This is a genomic window from Phenylobacterium sp., assembly GCF_036501465.1.
In the GTDB taxonomy this organism is placed as follows: domain Bacteria; phylum Pseudomonadota; class Alphaproteobacteria; order Caulobacterales; family Caulobacteraceae; genus Phenylobacterium.
This window is the reverse complement of the sequence record NZ_DASYAF010000148.1, coordinates 24,571-41,288: the sequence shown is the minus strand read 5'-3', so window position 1 is coordinate 41,288 and position 16,718 is coordinate 24,571. Positions and strand designations below refer to the sequence as shown.

Sequence of the window (16,718 nt, the reverse complement as noted above, 5' to 3'; positions counted from 1 at the left end):
CATCGGGCTGAACTACGCCGGTTCGTTGGGGCTGGACCGTTTGCGAGGCGGCGGGCGGGTCGCGGTGCTGCTGGCCCTGGCGGTCGCCGACTTTTCCGTCCTGGGTTTCTTCAAGTACTCGGCGTTCATCGCCCACAATCTGAACCTGGTGCTGCCGGGCGCGCCGCTGCCGGAAATGCGTCAGCGGCTGCCGCTTGGCATCTCCTTCTTCACCTTCCAGCTGGTGAGCTACGCCGTCGACGTGCATCGCGGCGCGGTGAAGGTGGAGCGCGATCCCGCCCGCTTCGCCGCCTACATCCTGATGTTCCCGCACCTGATCGCCGGGCCCATCGTCCGCTACGCCGACATCCGCGACGAGATGCACGCCGACCGGCGGCGCACCGCCCACATCGGCCTGGGGATCCAGTACTTCATCGTCGGCCTGTGCCAGAAGGCGCTGGTGGCCAACACCGTGGCGCCGCTGGCCGACCACGCCTTCGGCCTGGGCCTCGCCCATCTGGGAACCGGCGCCGCCTGGCTGGGGATCTGGGCCTACACGCTGCAGATCTATTTCGACTTCTGCGGCTATTCGAACATGGCCATCGGCCTGGCCTTCCTGCTGGGCTTCACCTTCCCGAAGAACTTCGATTACCCCTACATCGCCCAGTCGATCACCGAGTTCTGGCGGCGCTGGCACATGAGCCTGTCGTCCTGGTTCCGCGACTACGTCTACATCCCGCTCGGCGGCAACCGGCATGGCCTGGTCCAGACGGTGCGCAACCTGCTCATCGTCTTCTTCCTGACCGGCCTGTGGCATGGCGCGGCCTGGCGGTTCATCGTCTGGGGCCTGTATCACGGGGCCTTCCTGATGCTGGAGCGCTTCGGCCTGGGCCGGGCGCTGGAGAAGGCGCCGCGGCCGCTGCGCCACCTCTACGCCCTGCTGGTGGTGATGGTGGGCTGGGTCTTCTTCCGCGCCGACAGCCTGCCGCAGGCCCTGGGCTACCTGGGCCGGATGCTGTGGCCTGGCGCTGTCGCCGGACAGGATGTGGCGCTGGCCGTGGTGCTCAACGCCCAGGTCGTCGCGGCCCTGGTGGGCGGGACGCTGCTTGCCGCGCCCTTGCTGCCGACCCTCATGGCGCGCCTGAAGCGTCCCCTGGCCGGCGCACCGCGCCCCGACCTGCCGGCCCGGCTGGAGACCCGGTCGGTCCACGCCCTGCCAATCCCGCTGCTGGCGGCGGGTTTTGTGCTGTCGGTCGCCTTGCTGGTCGGCTCGACGCTCAACCCTTTCCTCTATTTCAGGTTCTGAAGCCGTGATCGCCTCAAGTTTCCACTGGCGGCTGCTGATCGGGACCATCCTGGCGCTGATGGCGGCGATCTGGCTCATGCCGGCCTGGTTGCCCAAGCCGGATTTCCAGGAGAACCGCGTCCTTGCCGCGGCCCCGGCTTTGCCGCGCCACCTCGCCGACATCCACGCCTTCCGAAAGGCCGGCGACGCCTATGTGGCCGACCGTTTCCCCGGGCGTGCGTACCTGATCAGCTATCTGAACCGGCTACGCATGATGGTGGGGGTCAGCGGCTCCGAGCGGGTGATCGTCGGCCGCCAGGGGTGGCTGTTCTACGACGACGGCACGCACCTGGGGGCGGCGCGCAACGACCCGCCCATGTCGGGGCCCGACCTGCGCGCCTGGCTGACTGCCTTCGCCGGCCGCACCGAAAACCTGCGCGCCCGGGGCATCGCCTACGTCATGGTCGTCGCCCCGGCCAAGGAGATCATCTATCCGCAGTTCGCGCCGGGGTGGCTGCACGGGCTGGACCCGAACCGCCCGACCCAGTTGCTCCCGCGCCTGGTTCGCCAGGCGAACCTCGGCGAGGTGATCGACCTCACGCCAGCGCTGGCCGCGGCGGCCCGCAATGGCCCGCCGCTCTACAGCCTGCACGACACCCACTGGAACGGGCAGGGGGCCTATGTCGGCTACGCGGCGCTGATGACCCGGTTGCACGCCTTGGGCCTGACCGAAGGGCCGTTGCCGGAAAGCGCCTTCGTCATGATTCCTGGCGGCCCAGGAAGCTCCGCGCAGCCGCGTGATCTCGCAAAAATGCTAGGCGTCGGCGACAAGGTGTCGATCGACTATCCGCACATCATCAACCCGCCCGGCGAGACGGCGCTCAAGCGCACCTTCCTGACCGACAAGACCGACTGGACCTCGCCGCAAGAGCTGGACACCGGTCAGGTCGGCAAACCCACGCTGCTGCTGCTGCGCGATTCTTTCTCCAACGAGATGCTGCCGCTGCTCCTGCCGCACTTCAGCCGGATCATCCTGGCGCACAACCAGGACGGAACCTGGCGGCCGGACCTGGTCGACCGCTTCAAGCCCGACCTGGTGATCGGCGAGACCATCGAGCACGGCCTGCGGGTCAGCATGTACGGCAGTCCCGACCCTTCGCCGCAGACCATGGTCCGCATCGACAAGATGCTGGTCGACATGGCCGCCCACGCCGCGGCGGGCCAGGCTCTGCCCACGCTCGAGCCGGCCAGTCGCGAACAGGCGGCGGCCATCGCCGCGGCCGTGCGCACAGACAATTGCAACATCGAGACCGCCAAGCTCTCGTCCAGCGGCGGCCAAGCCCGGTTCGGCGTATCCGGATGGCTTTCCGAACTTGGCCGTGGCGTGACTTCGCCCCACGGCCTCATCGGGCTGAAGAGTCAGGCCGGCGCCTTGCTCGTTGCGCCGATCGACATGGACAGGCCGCGGCCCGACGTCGCGGCCTACTTCAAGAATCCGAACGGCGAGGCGAGCGGCCTGGTGGGCGATTTCTTCATCCGCAGGTTGCCGCCCGGGACCTATGCGCCAGTGGCCTATCGCCGCGCCGGAGGCGGCTGGATCGGCTGCACGGGCAAGCAAGCGCTCGTTGCGCCCTGAAAGGCGCATTGCCGTCGATAGGCGCCCTGGGGCAGGCATTAGAAGAATCTTCCTCGCCTGCGGCCGTCCGCCCATCGACAAGGGGCGATCTTGCCGGGTAAATGCCCGCGAACACGACCAGCCTCTCAACAAAACGGGGTTTGGCCGCGTTTCGGCATGCGTAGACGGCGCAAGAGTAGACGGCCTTAGGATGGGCCGGGGTTTGATAGAGGACGAGATGGGGTTCCCCCCGAAGCAGGGACTGTACGATCCGGCGAACGAGCATGACTCGTGCGGCGTGGGCTTTGTGGCCAATATCAAGGGCCGCAAATCGCACGAGGTGATCGACTGCGGCCTGCAGATCCTGATGAACCTCGATCACCGCGGCGCGGTGGGCGCGGACCCCCTGGTCGGCGACGGCGCGGGCTGCCTGATCCAGATCCCCGACGCCCTGCTGCGCGATTGGGCCGGCAAGGAAGGCCTCGAGCTGCCGCCGGCGGGCGAATACGCCGTGGCGATGTGCTTCCTGCCGCAGGACGAGACGGCGCGGACCATCGCCATCGCCCAGTTCAGCCATTTCCTGACCGTCGAGAAGCAGCCGCTGATCGGCTGGCGCGACGTGCCGGTGGACACTACGGGCCTGGGCGACGCTGTCCTGGCCCAGATGCCGGTGATCCGCCAGGCGATCATTGGCCGCGGCCCGAACGTTCGGGACCAGGACGCCCATGAGCGCAAGCTGCTGGCGATCCGCAAGCAGACCCAGAACCCGCTGACCGAGCTCGCCCGCAAGCACAACATGCCCGCCGTGGCCCAGCTCTACATCCCGTCCATGTCGACGCGGACGGTGGTCTACAAGGGCCTGCTGCTCGCCCACCAGGTGGGCACCTTCTACAAGGATCTGACCGACCCGCTGACGGAATCGGCGCTGGCCCTGGTCCACCAGCGGTTCTCGACCAACACCTTCCCGTCCTGGCGCCTGGCGCACCCCTACCGGTTCATCGCCCACAACGGCGAGATCAACACGGTGCGCGGCAACGTGAACTGGATGAACGCGCGCCGGCGCACCCTGGAGAGCGACCTCCTGGGGCCGGACCTCAACAAGATGTGGCCGATCATCCCGCACGGCCAGTCGGACACTGCCTGCCTGGACAATGCGCTGGAGCTGCTGCTGGCCGGCGGCTACCCGCTGGCCCATGCGGTGATGATGCTGATCCCCGAAGCCTGGGCCGGCAATCCGCTGATGGATGCCAAGCGCCGGGCTTTCTACGAGTACCACGCCGCTCTGATGGAGCCCTGGGACGGGCCGGCCGCCGTGGCGTTCACCGATGGCCGCCAGATCGGCGCCACGCTCGATCGCAACGGCCTGCGCCCAGCGCGCTTTATCATCACCGACCAGGACCATGTGATCATGGCCTCCGAGGTCGGCGTGCTCGACGTGCCGGAGGAGCGGATCGTCCGCAAGTGGCGGCTCCAGCCCGGCAAGATGCTGCTCATCGACATGGAAGAAGGCCGCATCATCGAGGATGAGGAGATCAAGCGCACCCTCTCCGAAGCCGCGCCTTACGAGGAGTGGCTGGCGGACACCCAGTTCAAGCTGGAGGAGCTTGGCCTGACCGCCGAGCCCGAGGCCCCGATCTCCAACGATCCGGCCACCCTGCTCGATCGCCAGCAGGCCTTCGGTTACACCCAGGAGGACCTGCAGTTCTTCCTCGAACCCATGGCCAAGGCGGGCGACGATCCGATCGGCTCCATGGGCGCGGACACCCCGATCGCGGTGCTCTCGCGCCGGCCCAAGCTGCTCTACGAATATTTCAAACAGAACTTCGCCCAGGTCACCAATCCGCCGATCGACCCGATCCGCGAAGAGCTGGTGATGAGCCTGGTCTCGATGATCGGGCCCAGGCCCAACCTGCTTGGCCGCCAGGCTGGCGCCCACAAACGCCTGGAGGTCGCCCAGCCGATCCTCACCGACCAGGACCTGGCCAAGATCCGTGCCGTGCACGACCTGCTGGACGGCGCCTTCCGCACCGCCACGCTCGACACCACCTGGCCCGCGATCGAAGGCGCCAACGGCCTGGAAGGCGCCTTGGACCGGCTGTGCCGCGATGCGACCGACGCGGTGCTGGCGGACATGAACATCCTCATCCTGTCGGACCGGGCGACCGGCCCCGACCGGGCGCCGATCCCGGCTGCGCTGGCCACCGCCGCCGTCCACCACCACCTGATCCGCCAGGGTCTGCGCATGCAGACCGGCCTGGTCATCGAGACCGGCGAGGCGCGCGAGGTGCATCACTTCTGTGTCCTGGCGGGCTACGGCGCGGAAGCCGTGAACCCCTACCTCGCGTTCGAGACCCTGGAAGCCCTGCGCATCCAGAACGGTCTTTCCCAGACCGCTTATGAGGTGCGGAAGAACTACATCAAGGCCATCGGCAAGGGCGTGTTGAAGGTGATGTCCAAGATGGGCATCTCCACCTACCAGTCCTATTGCGGCGCCCAGATCTTCGACGCCGTGGGCCTGTCGTCCGGCCTGATCGAGAAGTACTTCACCGGCACCGCGTCCACGATCGAAGGCGTGGGCCTAGCGGAGATCGCCGGCGAGGCCGTGCGCCGCCACCGCGACGCCTATGGCGACAACCCGATCTACCGCAACATGCTCGACGTCGGCGGCGGGTACGCCTTCCGCCTGCGCGGCGAGGCGCACGCCTGGACGCCGGAAACCATCGGCGCCCTGCAGCACGCCGTGCGCGGCAACCAGTCGGAGGCCTACAAGACCTTCGCCCAGAGCATCAACGAGCAATCCGAACGCCTGCTCACCCTGCGTGGCCTGATGCGGCTGAAGCCGGCGGAAAAGCCGCTGTCGATCGACGAGGTCGAGCCGGCGGCCGAGATCGTCAAGCGCTTCGCCACCGGCGCCATGAGCTTCGGCTCGATCAGCCGCGAGGCGCACACCACGCTCGCCGTCGCCATGAACCGCATCGGCGGCCGGTCCAACACCGGCGAGGGCGGCGAGGAGAGCGACCGGTTCAAGCCGCTGCCGAACGGCGATTCCATGCGCTCGGCCATCAAGCAGGTGGCCTCGGGCCGGTTCGGCGTCACTACGGAGTATCTGGTCAACGCCGACGACATCCAGATCAAGATGGCCCAGGGCGCCAAGCCCGGGGAGGGTGGCCAGCTGCCCGGCTACAAGGTCGACAAAAACATCGCCCGGGTGCGCCACTCGACCCCGGGCGTCGGTCTGATCAGTCCGCCGCCGCACCACGACATCTATTCGATCGAGGACCTGGCTCAGCTCATCCACGATCTGAAGAACGTCAATCAACGTGCTCGGATCTCAGTGAAACTGGTCTCCGAGGTGGGCGTCGGCACAGTCGCCGCCGGTGTGGCCAAGGCGCGCGCCGACCATGTGACCATCTCGGGGTTCGAGGGCGGCACGGGCGCTTCGCCGCTGACCTCGCTCACCCACGCCGGCTCGCCCTGGGAGATCGGACTGGCCGAGACCCAGCAGACCCTGCTGCTGAACGGGCTCCGGACCCGTATCGCCGTGCAGGTGGACGGCGGTCTGCGCACCGGGCGCGACGTGGCCATCGGGGCTTTGCTTGGCGCTGACGAGTTCGGCTTCGCCACCGCGCCGCTGATCGCCGCCGGCTGCATCATGATGCGCAAATGCCACCTCAACACCTGCCCGGTGGGCGTGGCGACCCAGGACCCGGTGCTGCGCGCGCGCTTCACAGGCCAGCCTGAGCACGTGATCAATTACTTCTTCTTCGTCGCCGAAGAGCTCAGGGCGATCATGGCCGAGATGGGCTTTGCGACGGTCAACGAGATGATCGGCCGCGTCGACCGCATCGACTTGTCGCCCGCCATCGAGCATTGGAAGGCGCAGGGCGTCGACCTGTCGCGCATCCTGCACGCCGGCCCCGCCGAAGCCGCCAAGGGCCTCTGGAACCAGGATCGCCAGGATCACGGCCTGGGCCGGGCGCTGGACAACACCCTGATCGCTGACGCCGCCCAGGCGCTGGAGCACGGCAAGCCCATGCGCCGCGAATATGCGGTGAAGAACGTCAACCGCACGGTGGGCGCCATGCTCTCCGGCGAGCTGGCCCGGCGTTACGGCCACGCGGGCTTGGCGGAAGACACCATCTCGCTCAGCTTCACCGGCAACGCGGGCCAGAGCTTCGGCGCCTTCGCCGCGCGCGGCGTCTCGCTGGAGCTGATCGGCGACGCCAACGACTATGTGGGCAAGGGCCTCTCCGGCGGCCGGGTGGTGGTGCGCCAGCCGCCGCAGGCGCGTCGCGAGCCCACCCGCAACATCATCGTCGGCAACACGGTGCTCTACGGCGCCATCGCCGGCGAGGCCTATTTCGAGGGCGTGGCCGGCGAGCGCTTCGCCGTGCGTAACTCCGGCGCCGTGGCGGTGGTCGAGGGCCTAGGCGACCACGGCTGCGAATACATGACCGGCGGCGTCGTCGTGGTGCTGGGCGACACCGGCCGCAACTTCGCCGCAGGCATGAGCGGCGGGGTGGCCTATGTCTACGACCCGGCCGGCCGCTTCGAGGCCCTGTGCAACAAGGCGATGGTCGAGCTCGAGAAGATCGGCCCGGCCGCCGCGGCGAACGAGGCCGACGACGCCCAGACGCCCAAGCAGCGATCGGTCTCGGTGGAGAACGCCGGCATGGGCGACATGCTGCGCTTCGACGCCGAGCGGCTGAAGATCCTCATCGAACGCCACCACCTGCACACCAAGAGCGCGCGCGCCGCCGAGATTCTGGCCAACTGGGACAAGGCGCTGTCGTCCTTCGTGAAGGTGATGCCCACCGACTACGCCAAGGCCCTGCGCGACATGGCCGCCGAACGCGCGACGGCCGCCGCCGTCGCCGCCGAATAGACACCTAGTTCCGGAGACCAACCCGATGGGCAAGCCCACCGGCTTCCTTGAGATCGAGCGCAGCGACCGCACCTACGACAAGGTGGCCGAGCGCCTGAAGACCTGGAAGGAGTTCGTCCAACCCCTGCCGCTGACCGAGGTTTCGCGGCAGGCCTCGCGCTGCATGGATTGCGGCATCCCGTTCTGTCACCAGGGCTGCCCGGTCAACAACCAGATCCCCGACTTCAACAACCTGGTCTACCGCGACCAGTGGAAGGCGGCGCTGGAGAACCTGCAGTCGACCAACAACTTCCCAGAGTTCACCGGCCGCGTCTGCCCCGCGCCCTGCGAGGCGTCCTGTACGCTGAACATCCCGGACACGCCGGTGACCATCAAGACGATCGAATGCCAGATCGTCGACCGCGGTTGGGACGAGGGCTGGATCCAGCCGCAGATGTCGCCGCGCGGCACCGGCAAACGCGTGGCCGTGGTGGGCTCCGGCCCCGCGGGCCTGGCCTGTGCGCAACAGCTGGCCCGCGCCGGCCACGCGCCCACCATCTTCGAGAAGTCCGACCGGATCGGCGGCCTGCTGCGCTACGGCATCCCAGACTTCAAGATGGAGAAGCCGCTCATCGACCGGCGGATCCGCCAGATGGAGGCCGAGGGCGTGATCTTCCGCACCGGCTTCGAGGTTGGGGTCACGGTCTCGGCGCAGCGCCTGCTGGACGACTACGACGTCCTGGTGATGGCCGGCGGGGCCGAGGCGCCGCGCGACCTGGAGGTCCCGGGCCGGGAGCTGGACGGCGTCCATTTCGCCATGACGTTCCTGACCCAGCAGAACAAGCGCAACGCCGGTGACGCAGAGGCCATCGCCGCACCAAAGGGCGCGATCTCGGCTAAGGGCAAGCATGTGGTGGTGATCGGCGGCGGCGACACCGGGTCCGACTGCATCGGCACCTCCAACCGCCAGGGCGCGGCCTCGGTCACCCAACTGGAGATCATGCCGCAGCCGCCGGAGCGGGAGAACAAGGCGCTGACCTGGCCCGACTGGCCGCTGAAGCTACGCGTCTCGTCGAGCCAGGAGGAGGGCTGCGAGCGCGACTTCGCCGTCGCCACCAAGCGGTTCCTCGGCAAGGACGGCAAGGTCACCGCCATGGAATGCGTGCGTCTCGAGTGGGTCGCGGGCGCCGACGGCCGGATGGAGACGCGCGAAGTCGCGGGCTCGGAGTTCACGCTGAAGGCCGACCTCGTGCTCTTCGCCATGGGCTTCCTGGGCCCCACCCGCGCCGGCCTGGTGGAGAACGCCGGCGTCGAGCTCGATCCGCGCGGTAACGTGGCCGCCAACGTCGCCAACTACCAGACCAGCCAGCGCAACATCTTCGCGTGCGGCGACATGCGCCGCGGTCAGTCCCTGGTGGTCTGGGCGATCCGCGAAGGCCGCCAGTGCGCCCGCGCCGTCGACGAAGCTTTGATGGGAATCTCCAAGCTGCCGCGCTAAGTCGCCCGGCATGCCAACGCCCATGGAACTCCGCTGCCTCGTGAAATCCGACGACCGGTTGGGCGAGGGCCCCTGCTGGTCGCCGTTCGAAGGCCGCCTCTACTGGTTCGACATCAAGGGCAAGCGGCTGGCCTGGTACGAGCCCAAGACCGACGCGCGCGGCGCCTTCGACCTGCCGTTCCGCGCCAGCGCCGGCGCGCCCCGCGCCCAGGGCGGCCTGATCATTGCGACCGACAAGGGCCTGGCGTTCTGCGATCCTGTCCGTGGCACGCTGGAGATGGTCCGCGCCTATGAGCTGCCGGAGGGCTTCCGGACCAATGACGGCAAGATCGATATCTTCGGGAACTTCTGGTGGTCGACCATGGACGACAACCATGGCGAACGGCCGGGCAGCGTGTTCCGCACCGGCCCGGATCTGGAGACCCAGCAGATGTTGAGCGGCATCCACGTGCCCAACACCATCTCCATGAGCCCGGACGGCAAGACCCTCTACATGGTCGACTCAAAACTCCAGACCATCTTCGCCCATCCGATGGACGACCTCTCGAAGGTCAGGATGTTCGCCCACACGGCCGGCGCGCCGGCCAGCCCGGACGGCTCGGCGGTGGACGCTGACGGCTATCTCTGGAACGCACAGTGGGGTGGCTGGCGGGTGGCGCGTTACGCCCCCGACGGCTCGATCGAGCGGGTGATCCCGATGCCGGTGCAGAACCCGACCAGCTGCGCCTTCGGCGGGGAGGACATGACCACGCTCTTCATCACCAGCGCCTGGGACGAGCTGCCGCTGGGCGCGCGACCGCAACAGCCGCTGGCCGGCGGCCTATTCGCCGTCGAGACGGGTATCAAGGGGCTGTCGCTGCCACTGTTCGCCGGCTGAGGCGGGAGCTAGGGGAATTTCAACCGGTCGGTGGGAAAAGGGGCGGATGGATCGCGGATCGCAAACGGCCGTACTGGTCACCGGCGGGGCCGGCTACATCGGCGCCCACACCGCTAAGGCGCTGCATGAGCAGGGCTTCCTGCCGGTGGTCTACGACAACCTCAGCTCCGGCTTCCGCGAGGCGGTGCGCTGGGGGCCCTTGGTCCATGGCGACCTGCGCGACCGCGCGGCGCTGGGTGACGCCATCGCCGACCACGACATCAAGGCCGTCATCCATTTCGCCGGCCTGATCGAGGTGGGCCGCTCGACCGTCCAGCCGGATCTCTTCTGGGACATCAACGTCGGGGGCACCATCGGCCTGCTCAGCGTCATGCGCGAGAAGGGCGTCGGCCGGCTGGTGTTCTCCTCCAGCGCGGCGGTCTACGGCCAGGGTGAGCGCAGCGTCCAGGAATCGCTGGCCGAGGAGGCCGACAAGGCGCCCGACAGCCCCTACGGCGCGACCAAGCTGGCGGCCGAGTGGCTGATCGCCGCCCAATGCCGGGCCTATGGCCTGACCGCGGTGGCGTTGCGCTACTTCAACGCCTCGGGCGCCGACCCCTCCGGCCTGATCGGCGAGGCCCACGAGCCGGAAACCCACCTGTTGCCCCTGGCCATCGCCGCGGCGCTCGGCGACGGCAAGCCGCTGACCATCTTCGGCCAGGACTTCCAGACGCCGGACGGCACCTGCCTGCGCGACTACATCCACGTCAGCGACCTGGCGGCGGCCCATGTGGCGGCGCTGAACGTCGACCTGCCGAGCGGGACCTTCGAGGCGATCAATGTCGGCACGGGCGAAGGCCGCTCGGTCTCCCAGGTGGTGGCCGCGGTGGGCAAGGCGGTGGGCGCGCCCGTCCCGCACAGCATAGGCGGCCGTCGCGCCGGCGACCCGCCCAGCCTGGTGGCCGACCCAGCCCGCGCCCGCCGCCTCCTGGGTTGGACGCCTCGATGTTCGTCCCTCGACCGGATCGTCGAGGACGCCCTGCGCTGGGAACGTGATCCGCGCTATGGCGCGGGCCGCCGGGACCCCACGCGGCGCGCCAAGGCCAGCGCCTCCAATTAACCCCTGCGGCGATAAGCGTCACCGTATGCGGAACAATCCGGGCTGCGGCGTCTTGCATTCGGTTCCGCCATGGCCAAGCTTCCGATCGAACTCTGGGGGACTTCATGAGCCAAGCGGAGACTGGGCGCGAAACCGCGCTGGCGCGGAATCTGTTGGAGATCCTGGGCCCCTACGAGGAGGAGCTGATGGCGTTCGAACGGCTGAATCCGGCGGCCGGGGCGCTGCGGCGCGCGGTGGGCATCGCCATCGCCGAAGCCTGCTACCTGATCAGTGACCCCGGCGTGGCCCAGGCGGAGTGGGCGCCGCCGACCGATGACTCCGCGCGTCGGACGCGCTAGTTCCTTTGGGTTCCGGAGATTCCATGGCCCGTAAGCCTGAAACCTTAGCCGATCCGATCGACATCGCCGTAGGCGCGCGAATCCGCCTGCTGCGCAAGGTGCGTGGCATGTCCCAGCAGGCGCTGGCCGAAGCGGCCGGGGTCACCTTTCAGCAGATCCAGAAGTACGAGCGCGGCGCGAACCGCGTCTCAGCCTCGATGCTCTCGCGCATCGCCGCCACCCTGCAGGCCCCGGTCTCGGAGATGTTCGGCGAGATCAATCCGGCCGCCAGCGGCGCCATCGACGAGGTCGCCGCCCTGCTGGCCGAGCCCGGCGCGCTGGAGTTGCTGAAGGCCTATTCTATGCTGCCGCGCGGCGCGCCCAGGGCCACCTTGGTGGAATTTGTCCGCAGTCTGAAAGCGGTCTAAGCCTCGCCCGCATCGCGGGGGAGGAACCATGTTCAAGACTTTGCTGCTGACGGCCGCCGCCGGCCTCGCCCTCGCCATGGCCGCACCGGGGATCGGCTGCGCCGCGCCCAGCGACCCCGCCGAGCGCAAGATGGTGGAGACCGTCCAGGCCGACCACGCCCGCAACCTGAAGCTCTTGGAGAGCCTCGTGCTGGTCAATTCCGGCAGCATGAACTTCAAGGGCGTCGAGCAGGTGGGCCAGATGGTGCGCGCCGAGCTTGAGCCCCTGGGCTTCCAGGTCCGCTGGTCGCCTATGGCCGCGGCCAACCGCGCCGGCCATCTGGTGGCGATCCACAAGGGCAGTGGCCGCGGCGTGCACATGCTGCTGATCGGCCACCTGGACACGGTCTTCGAGCTCGACAGCCCCTTCCAGGGCTGGACCCTGAAGGGCAACGACATCGTCGAGGGACCCGGCACCAGCGACATGAAGGGCGGCGATGTGATCATGATCGCTGCCCTGCGCGCCATGCAGGCGGCCGGCACGCTGAAGGACGCCGACATCACCGTCGTCATGACCGGCGATGAGGAAAAGCGCGGCGCGCCGCTGGCCGTCGACCGCAAGGACCTGATCGACGCCGGCCACGCCAACGACGTCGCCCTGGAATTCGAGGGCCTCGCCCGACAGAACGGCCAGGACATCGGCTCGATCGCCCGGCGCTCCTCCGGCGCCTGGACCGTGCGGGCGCACGCCAAGTCCGGCCACTCGTCCGGCGTCTGCACGCCGCAGGCCGGCTGTGGGGCGATCTATGAGCTGGCGCGCATCCTGGACGACTTCCGCCGCGAGCTGCCCGAGCCGCACCTGACCTACAATGTGGGCCTGATCTCCGGCGGCTCGCAGGCGACGATCAACCCCACCGAGACCGGCGCCACCGCCTCAGGCAAGTCCAACGTCATCTCCGCCGAGGCCATCGCCATGGGCGATATCCGCACGCTCTCGCCCGAGCAGGAGGCCCGCGTCCGCGCCAAGATGGCCGCCATCGTCGCCAAGCACCTGCCGAAGACGCAGGCCGAGATCAGTTTTGCCGACACCGGCTATCCGGCCATGGCCCCCACCGAGGCCAGCCGCAAGCTGCTGGCCAAGCTGAACCAGGTGAACACCTCGCTCGGCCTGCCGCAGATGCCCGAAGGCGACCCCGACAAGCGCGGCGCCGGCGACATCGCCCTGGTGTCGTTTCTGCCCGGCTTGCTGGGCCTTGGCATGGGCGGCGAGGGGGCCCACGCGCCCGGCGAAACCGCCGACCTCAAGACCATGGATGTCCAGGCCGAACGCGCCGCCCTGCTCATGGCCCGGCTCGCCAAGGAGCCGCGGCCCAGACCCTAGGCGCTGACCCCCAGCGCCGCGACGGCCCGGTCTTTCACCGCCTTGTAGTCCACCTTGCCGTTCGGGGCGCGGCCGATGCTGTCCACCAGCACCAGCTCGCGGGGCGCCTTGTAGCCGGCCAGGGTCAGGCGCACGTGCTCCGACAGCTCCGCCAGGCTGGGCGTCTCGGCGGTCTCCACGACCGCGCAGATCCGCTCGCCGAACCGCGCGTCGGGCAGGCCCACCACCACGGCGTCGCGCACCACCGGATGGGTTTTCAGCGCCTCCTCGACCTCCTCGGGGAAGACCTTCTCGCCGCCGGTGTTGATGCAGACCGAGCCGCGGCCCAGCAGCTTCAGCGTCCCGTCGGTGTTCACCTCCGCCCAGTCGCCCGGCACGCTCCAGCGCACGCCTTCCATGGTTTTGAAGGTCTTGGCGGTCTTCTCGGCGTCCTTGTAGTAGCCCTGCGGCAGGAAGCCGGTCACCGCCACCAGGCCGCGCTCGCCGGATCCGGGCTCGACGCGCCGGCCATCCTCGGTGAACACCGAACAGTTGGGGCCGATGATGAAGGCCGCCGTCTGCGCCTCCGCCCCCGGCGCCGAGGCCGAAACGCCCAGGCCCACCGCCTCCGACGAGCCGAAGCTGTCGAAGATCATGGCGTTCTTGGCGTAGCTCAGCAGGCCGCGCTTGTTCTCCTGGCTCCACATGGAGCCGGAAGAGCTCATCGCCTTCACCGTCGAAAGATCCCAACGGCAGGGATTGGCTTCCAGCGCCTCGAGCATCGGAGTCGAGAAGGCCAGGCCGACCAGCACGACGGCGGTGGCGCCGATCCGGTCGACCTCGTCCCACAGCTCCATGGCGTTGAACTTGCGCGACGGCAGATAGGCCGCCGTGCCGCCGGCGTTGAAGGCGATCAGGTTCGAGAACTGGCCGGTGCCGTGCATCAGCGGGCAGGCGATCAGCGAGGTCGGCCGCATGTGCTGCGGCGTCTGCAGGTTTGCCACCAGCCCCTCGATGGACTCCGCCGGTGGGATGCCCAACAGCGCGTTGCCGCCCGCGCCGATCACGTTGAACAGGTCGTCCTGGGCCCACATCACACCCTTGGGCATGCCGGTGGTGCCGCCGGTGTAGAGCAGCAGCAGGTCGTCGCCGGAGCGGCCCCAGGGCGCGCGCGTCGGCCGCTGCGCCGGCGCTCTGGCCACGATGGTCTCATAGTCGTCCGCCCAGGCCGGGACCGGATGGCCAGGCTCGGCCACCGCCACCCAGGCCTTTACGCCCGGCAGACGGCCGCGGATCGCTTCCAGCGTCTCGGTGAAGCTGGCGTGGAACACCACCGCCTCGGCGTCGGCATTGTCGAACAGGTAGAACAGCTCCTCCGGCCCATAGCGATAGTTGGTGTTCACCGGCGCGAAGCCGCCCTTGAAGGCCGCGTAGTAGCTCTCGATGTACTCCGGCCCGTTGAACAGGAAGGCCGCCACCTTGCCCTGGCGGCCCATGCCCTTGGCGATGAAGTGGGCGGCCAGCGCATCGGCCCGGGCGTCGAACTCGCCCCAGGTGATGACCCGATCACCCTGGATGAAGGCCGGATGCTCAGGCTGGACGGCGGCGATCGCCTCCCACACGTCCGCGAAGGTCCAGGTCGTCACCGCATTCTCCCAACGTCTTGTCGTTGGGGTGAAGTTGGCGTCTCGCGACGCTTCGGAGTCAACGGTGTCGTGGGGTCAGATCGGCAGCGCTGTGGTGCACTTGATCTGCTCCATGGCGAAGGAGGACGAGACGTCCTGCAACGGGGCGGCGGCGATCAGGCGCTTGTAGAAGGCGTCGTAGGCCCCGATGTCCTTGACCACCACCTTCAGCAGATAGTCGGTCTCGCCGCTCATCCGATAGAATTCCACCACCTCCGGCAGGCCCGAGGCGCCTTTGGCGAAGGCGTTCAGCCAGTCCTCGTCGTGGCGGCTGGTGCGGATCGAGACGAACACCACGAGGCCCAGGTCCAGCTGGTCGCGATCGAGGATCGCGACGCGCTTCTCGATGACTCCCGCGTCGGTCAGCCGCTTCACCCGCTTCCAGCAGGGCGTCTGCGACAGGCCGGCCCGCTCGGCCAGCTCGGCGATAGGCACGGTGGCGTCGGCCTGCAGCTCGCGAAGGATGCGACGGTCGATGGAGTCGAGAACGATCTGCATGCACGAACCCCCAGGCTGAGAATCCTGATCTACAGTTCACGCGCTCCATGCGCCAGATGATCTCCGAAGCCCGCTTGCCGCTGCGGCGCCCGGAAATTACGATCATCATATAAATGGAGGCGCAGTGCGGTACGGCGAAGGCCACAAGGACGAGACCCGCAGCCGGGTGTTGCGCGCCGCCTCGGCTGCCGTCCGCGCGCGGGGCCCCGATGGCGTGAGCGTGGCCGAGGTGATGGCGCAGGCCGGCCTGACCCATGGCGGCTTCTACACCCACTTCGACAGCAAGGACGCCCTGGTCGTCGCCGCCATCGAGGACGCCTTCGCCCAGGGCCGTCGCCGCTTCGGCCGCCAGGCCCAGGGTCTGGCCCCGGCCGCCGCCCTCGCGGCCTTCGTCGAGGCCTATCTGTCACGCGAACACCGCGACCACCCGGCCCGCGGCTGCCCGGTCTCGGCCTTGGCCGGCGACATGGCCCGGCAGCCCGCGGCGGCGCGCGCCGCGTTCGATGCGGGCGTTGATGGTATGCTGAACGGGCTTTCCCGCTGGTTGCCGGATGCGGAGCCCGCGGCGCGGCGCGCCCTGGCCGCCTCCCTGCTGGCCGAGATGGCCGGCGCGGTGGCGCTTTCCCGCGCCGTCTCGGACGACCGATTGGCGGACGAGATTCTCAGCGCCTGTCGCACGCGCGTCCGGGTCCGCGCCGGTCTTTCGGAGCCGGCGGAACGCACGGCAGAGCTGTCCGGAAGCGGCTAAATCGCCATTTTGCACGCGCAGGGGGAGCGCCTTGCGTTTCTCTAGGTGACGCGGGGCTGTTTGCGCTCCAACATACCACCAAGCGACTCAGTTCACGCACATTCGACGTGTGGCCTCGGACGCCTAAATATCTAGCTGGGGGAGCCCACAAAATGGCAGACGCCAAGAAGACCAACGCCCTGCAGAAGCCGCTCACGCCGTCGCCGCAACTGGCCGCCGTCGTCGGTTCGGGACAGCTGTCCCGGGGCGAAGTGGTTTCCAAGATCTGGGACTACATCAAGAAGAACAATCTGCAGGATCCGAAGAACAAGCGCGACATCTTGGCCGACGCCAAGCTGAAGCCGGTCTTCGGCGGCAAGGACAAGGTCAGCATGTTCGAAATGAACAAGCACCTGGCCGGTCACCTGAAGTAGGACTGGTCCACAGCGGGGACTTGGGGCCTCGCTGCAAGCCAAGGGTTGCAGAAGCCTCGTCGGTTTGGCCGGC

General features: G+C 68.5%; 13 protein-coding genes. 11 read left to right on the top strand and 2 right to left on the bottom strand.

Annotated features, from left to right (window positions below; translation table 11 throughout):
* The 9 genes from VGL85_RS16615 to VGL85_RS16575 all read left to right on the top strand — a co-directional run.
* On the top strand, window positions 1-1,285 hold a 1,285-nt coding region (locus tag VGL85_RS16615; RefSeq protein WP_331590093.1), incomplete at its 5' end, for an MBOAT family O-acyltransferase.
* A gap of 4 nt (window positions 1,286-1,289) precedes the next feature.
* Complete coding sequence (locus tag VGL85_RS16610; RefSeq protein ID WP_331590092.1) at window positions 1,290-2,900, top strand: alginate O-acetyltransferase AlgX-related protein; 1,611 nt, start codon at window positions 1,290-1,292, stop codon at window positions 2,898-2,900.
* Between the two features lie 217 nt (window positions 2,901-3,117).
* Window positions 3,118-7,764, top strand: coding sequence for a glutamate synthase large subunit (gene gltB, locus VGL85_RS16605; RefSeq protein ID WP_331590091.1), 4,647 nt, complete (start codon window positions 3,118-3,120; stop codon window positions 7,762-7,764).
* A gap of 25 nt (window positions 7,765-7,789) precedes the next feature.
* On the top strand, window positions 7,790-9,241 hold the full coding sequence (locus tag VGL85_RS16600; RefSeq protein ID WP_331590090.1) for a glutamate synthase subunit beta: 1,452 nt from the start codon (window positions 7,790-7,792) through the stop codon (window positions 9,239-9,241).
* Between the two features lie 40 nt (window positions 9,242-9,281).
* Entirely contained in the window at window positions 9,282-10,118 is an 837-nt protein-coding gene (locus VGL85_RS16595; protein ID WP_331590089.1) for an SMP-30/gluconolactonase/LRE family protein, read from the top strand.
* A 46-nt stretch (window positions 10,119-10,164) separates the two neighbouring features.
* The gene (gene galE, locus VGL85_RS16590) at window positions 10,165-11,217 is read left to right on the top strand and encodes a UDP-glucose 4-epimerase GalE (RefSeq protein ID WP_331590088.1); all 1,053 of its coding nucleotides are present in this window, start codon (window positions 10,165-10,167) and stop codon (window positions 11,215-11,217) included.
* 104 nt (window positions 11,218-11,321) lie between these two features.
* Window positions 11,322-11,555, top strand: coding sequence for a hypothetical protein (locus VGL85_RS16585; RefSeq protein ID WP_331590087.1), 234 nt, complete (start codon window positions 11,322-11,324; stop codon window positions 11,553-11,555).
* Window positions 11,556-11,578: 23 nt separating this feature from the next.
* Window positions 11,579-11,962 (top strand): helix-turn-helix transcriptional regulator, encoded by a 384-nt coding sequence (locus tag VGL85_RS16580; RefSeq protein ID WP_331590086.1) that lies wholly within the window; start codon window positions 11,579-11,581, stop codon window positions 11,960-11,962.
* Between the two features lie 28 nt (window positions 11,963-11,990).
* Window positions 11,991-13,322, top strand: coding sequence for a M20/M25/M40 family metallo-hydrolase (locus VGL85_RS16575; protein WP_331590085.1), 1,332 nt, complete (start codon window positions 11,991-11,993; stop codon window positions 13,320-13,322).
* Here VGL85_RS16575 and VGL85_RS16570 read toward each other — a convergent pair.
* Both VGL85_RS16570 and VGL85_RS16565 read right to left on the bottom strand, forming a co-directional pair.
* On the bottom strand, window positions 13,319-14,947 hold the full coding sequence (locus tag VGL85_RS16570) for an AMP-binding protein (RefSeq protein WP_331590084.1): 1,629 nt from the start codon (window positions 14,945-14,947) through the stop codon (window positions 13,319-13,321). The genes VGL85_RS16575 and VGL85_RS16570 overlap by 4 nt on opposite strands.
* A 75-nt stretch (window positions 14,948-15,022) precedes the next feature.
* Window positions 15,023-15,484: an Lrp/AsnC family transcriptional regulator gene (locus VGL85_RS16565; protein WP_331590083.1), complete on the bottom strand. Its 462-nt coding sequence runs from the start codon at window positions 15,482-15,484 to the stop codon at window positions 15,023-15,025.
* 124 nt (window positions 15,485-15,608) lie between these two features.
* On the opposite strand from VGL85_RS16565, the gene VGL85_RS16560 reads away from it, so the two are divergent.
* Both VGL85_RS16560 and VGL85_RS16555 read left to right on the top strand, forming a co-directional pair.
* The gene (locus VGL85_RS16560; RefSeq protein WP_331590082.1) at window positions 15,609-16,232 is read left to right on the top strand and encodes a TetR/AcrR family transcriptional regulator; all 624 of its coding nucleotides are present in this window, start codon (window positions 15,609-15,611) and stop codon (window positions 16,230-16,232) included.
* 152 nt (window positions 16,233-16,384) lie between these two features.
* Window positions 16,385-16,645 carry an SWIB/MDM2 domain-containing protein gene (locus VGL85_RS16555; RefSeq protein WP_331590081.1) on the top strand — a complete coding sequence of 87 codons (261 nt, stop codon included), beginning with the start codon at window positions 16,385-16,387 and terminating at the stop codon, window positions 16,643-16,645.
* Window positions 16,646-16,718: the final 73 nt, after the last annotated feature.

Bases quoted from the DNA above. Each gene is read 5' to 3' on its own strand.
- VGL85_RS16555 (WP_331590081.1), top strand. From the start codon at position 16,385: ATGGCAGACGCCAAGAAGACCAACGCCCTGCAGAAGCCGCTCACGCCG.
- VGL85_RS16580 (WP_331590086.1), top strand. From the start codon at position 11,579: ATGGCCCGTAAGCCTGAAACCTTAGCCGATCCGATCGACATCGCCGTA.
- VGL85_RS16600 (WP_331590090.1), top strand. From the start codon at position 7,790: ATGGGCAAGCCCACCGGCTTCCTTGAGATCGAGCGCAGCGACCGCACC.
- gltB (WP_331590091.1), top strand. From the start codon at position 3,118: ATGGGGTTCCCCCCGAAGCAGGGACTGTACGATCCGGCGAACGAGCAT.
- VGL85_RS16565 (WP_331590083.1), bottom strand. From the start codon at position 15,484: ATGCAGATCGTTCTCGACTCCATCGACCGTCGCATCCTTCGCGAGCTG.
- galE (WP_331590088.1), top strand. From the start codon at position 10,165: ATGGATCGCGGATCGCAAACGGCCGTACTGGTCACCGGCGGGGCCGGC.
- VGL85_RS16585 (WP_331590087.1), top strand. From the start codon at position 11,322: ATGAGCCAAGCGGAGACTGGGCGCGAAACCGCGCTGGCGCGGAATCTG.
- VGL85_RS16575 (WP_331590085.1), top strand. From the start codon at position 11,991: ATGTTCAAGACTTTGCTGCTGACGGCCGCCGCCGGCCTCGCCCTCGCC.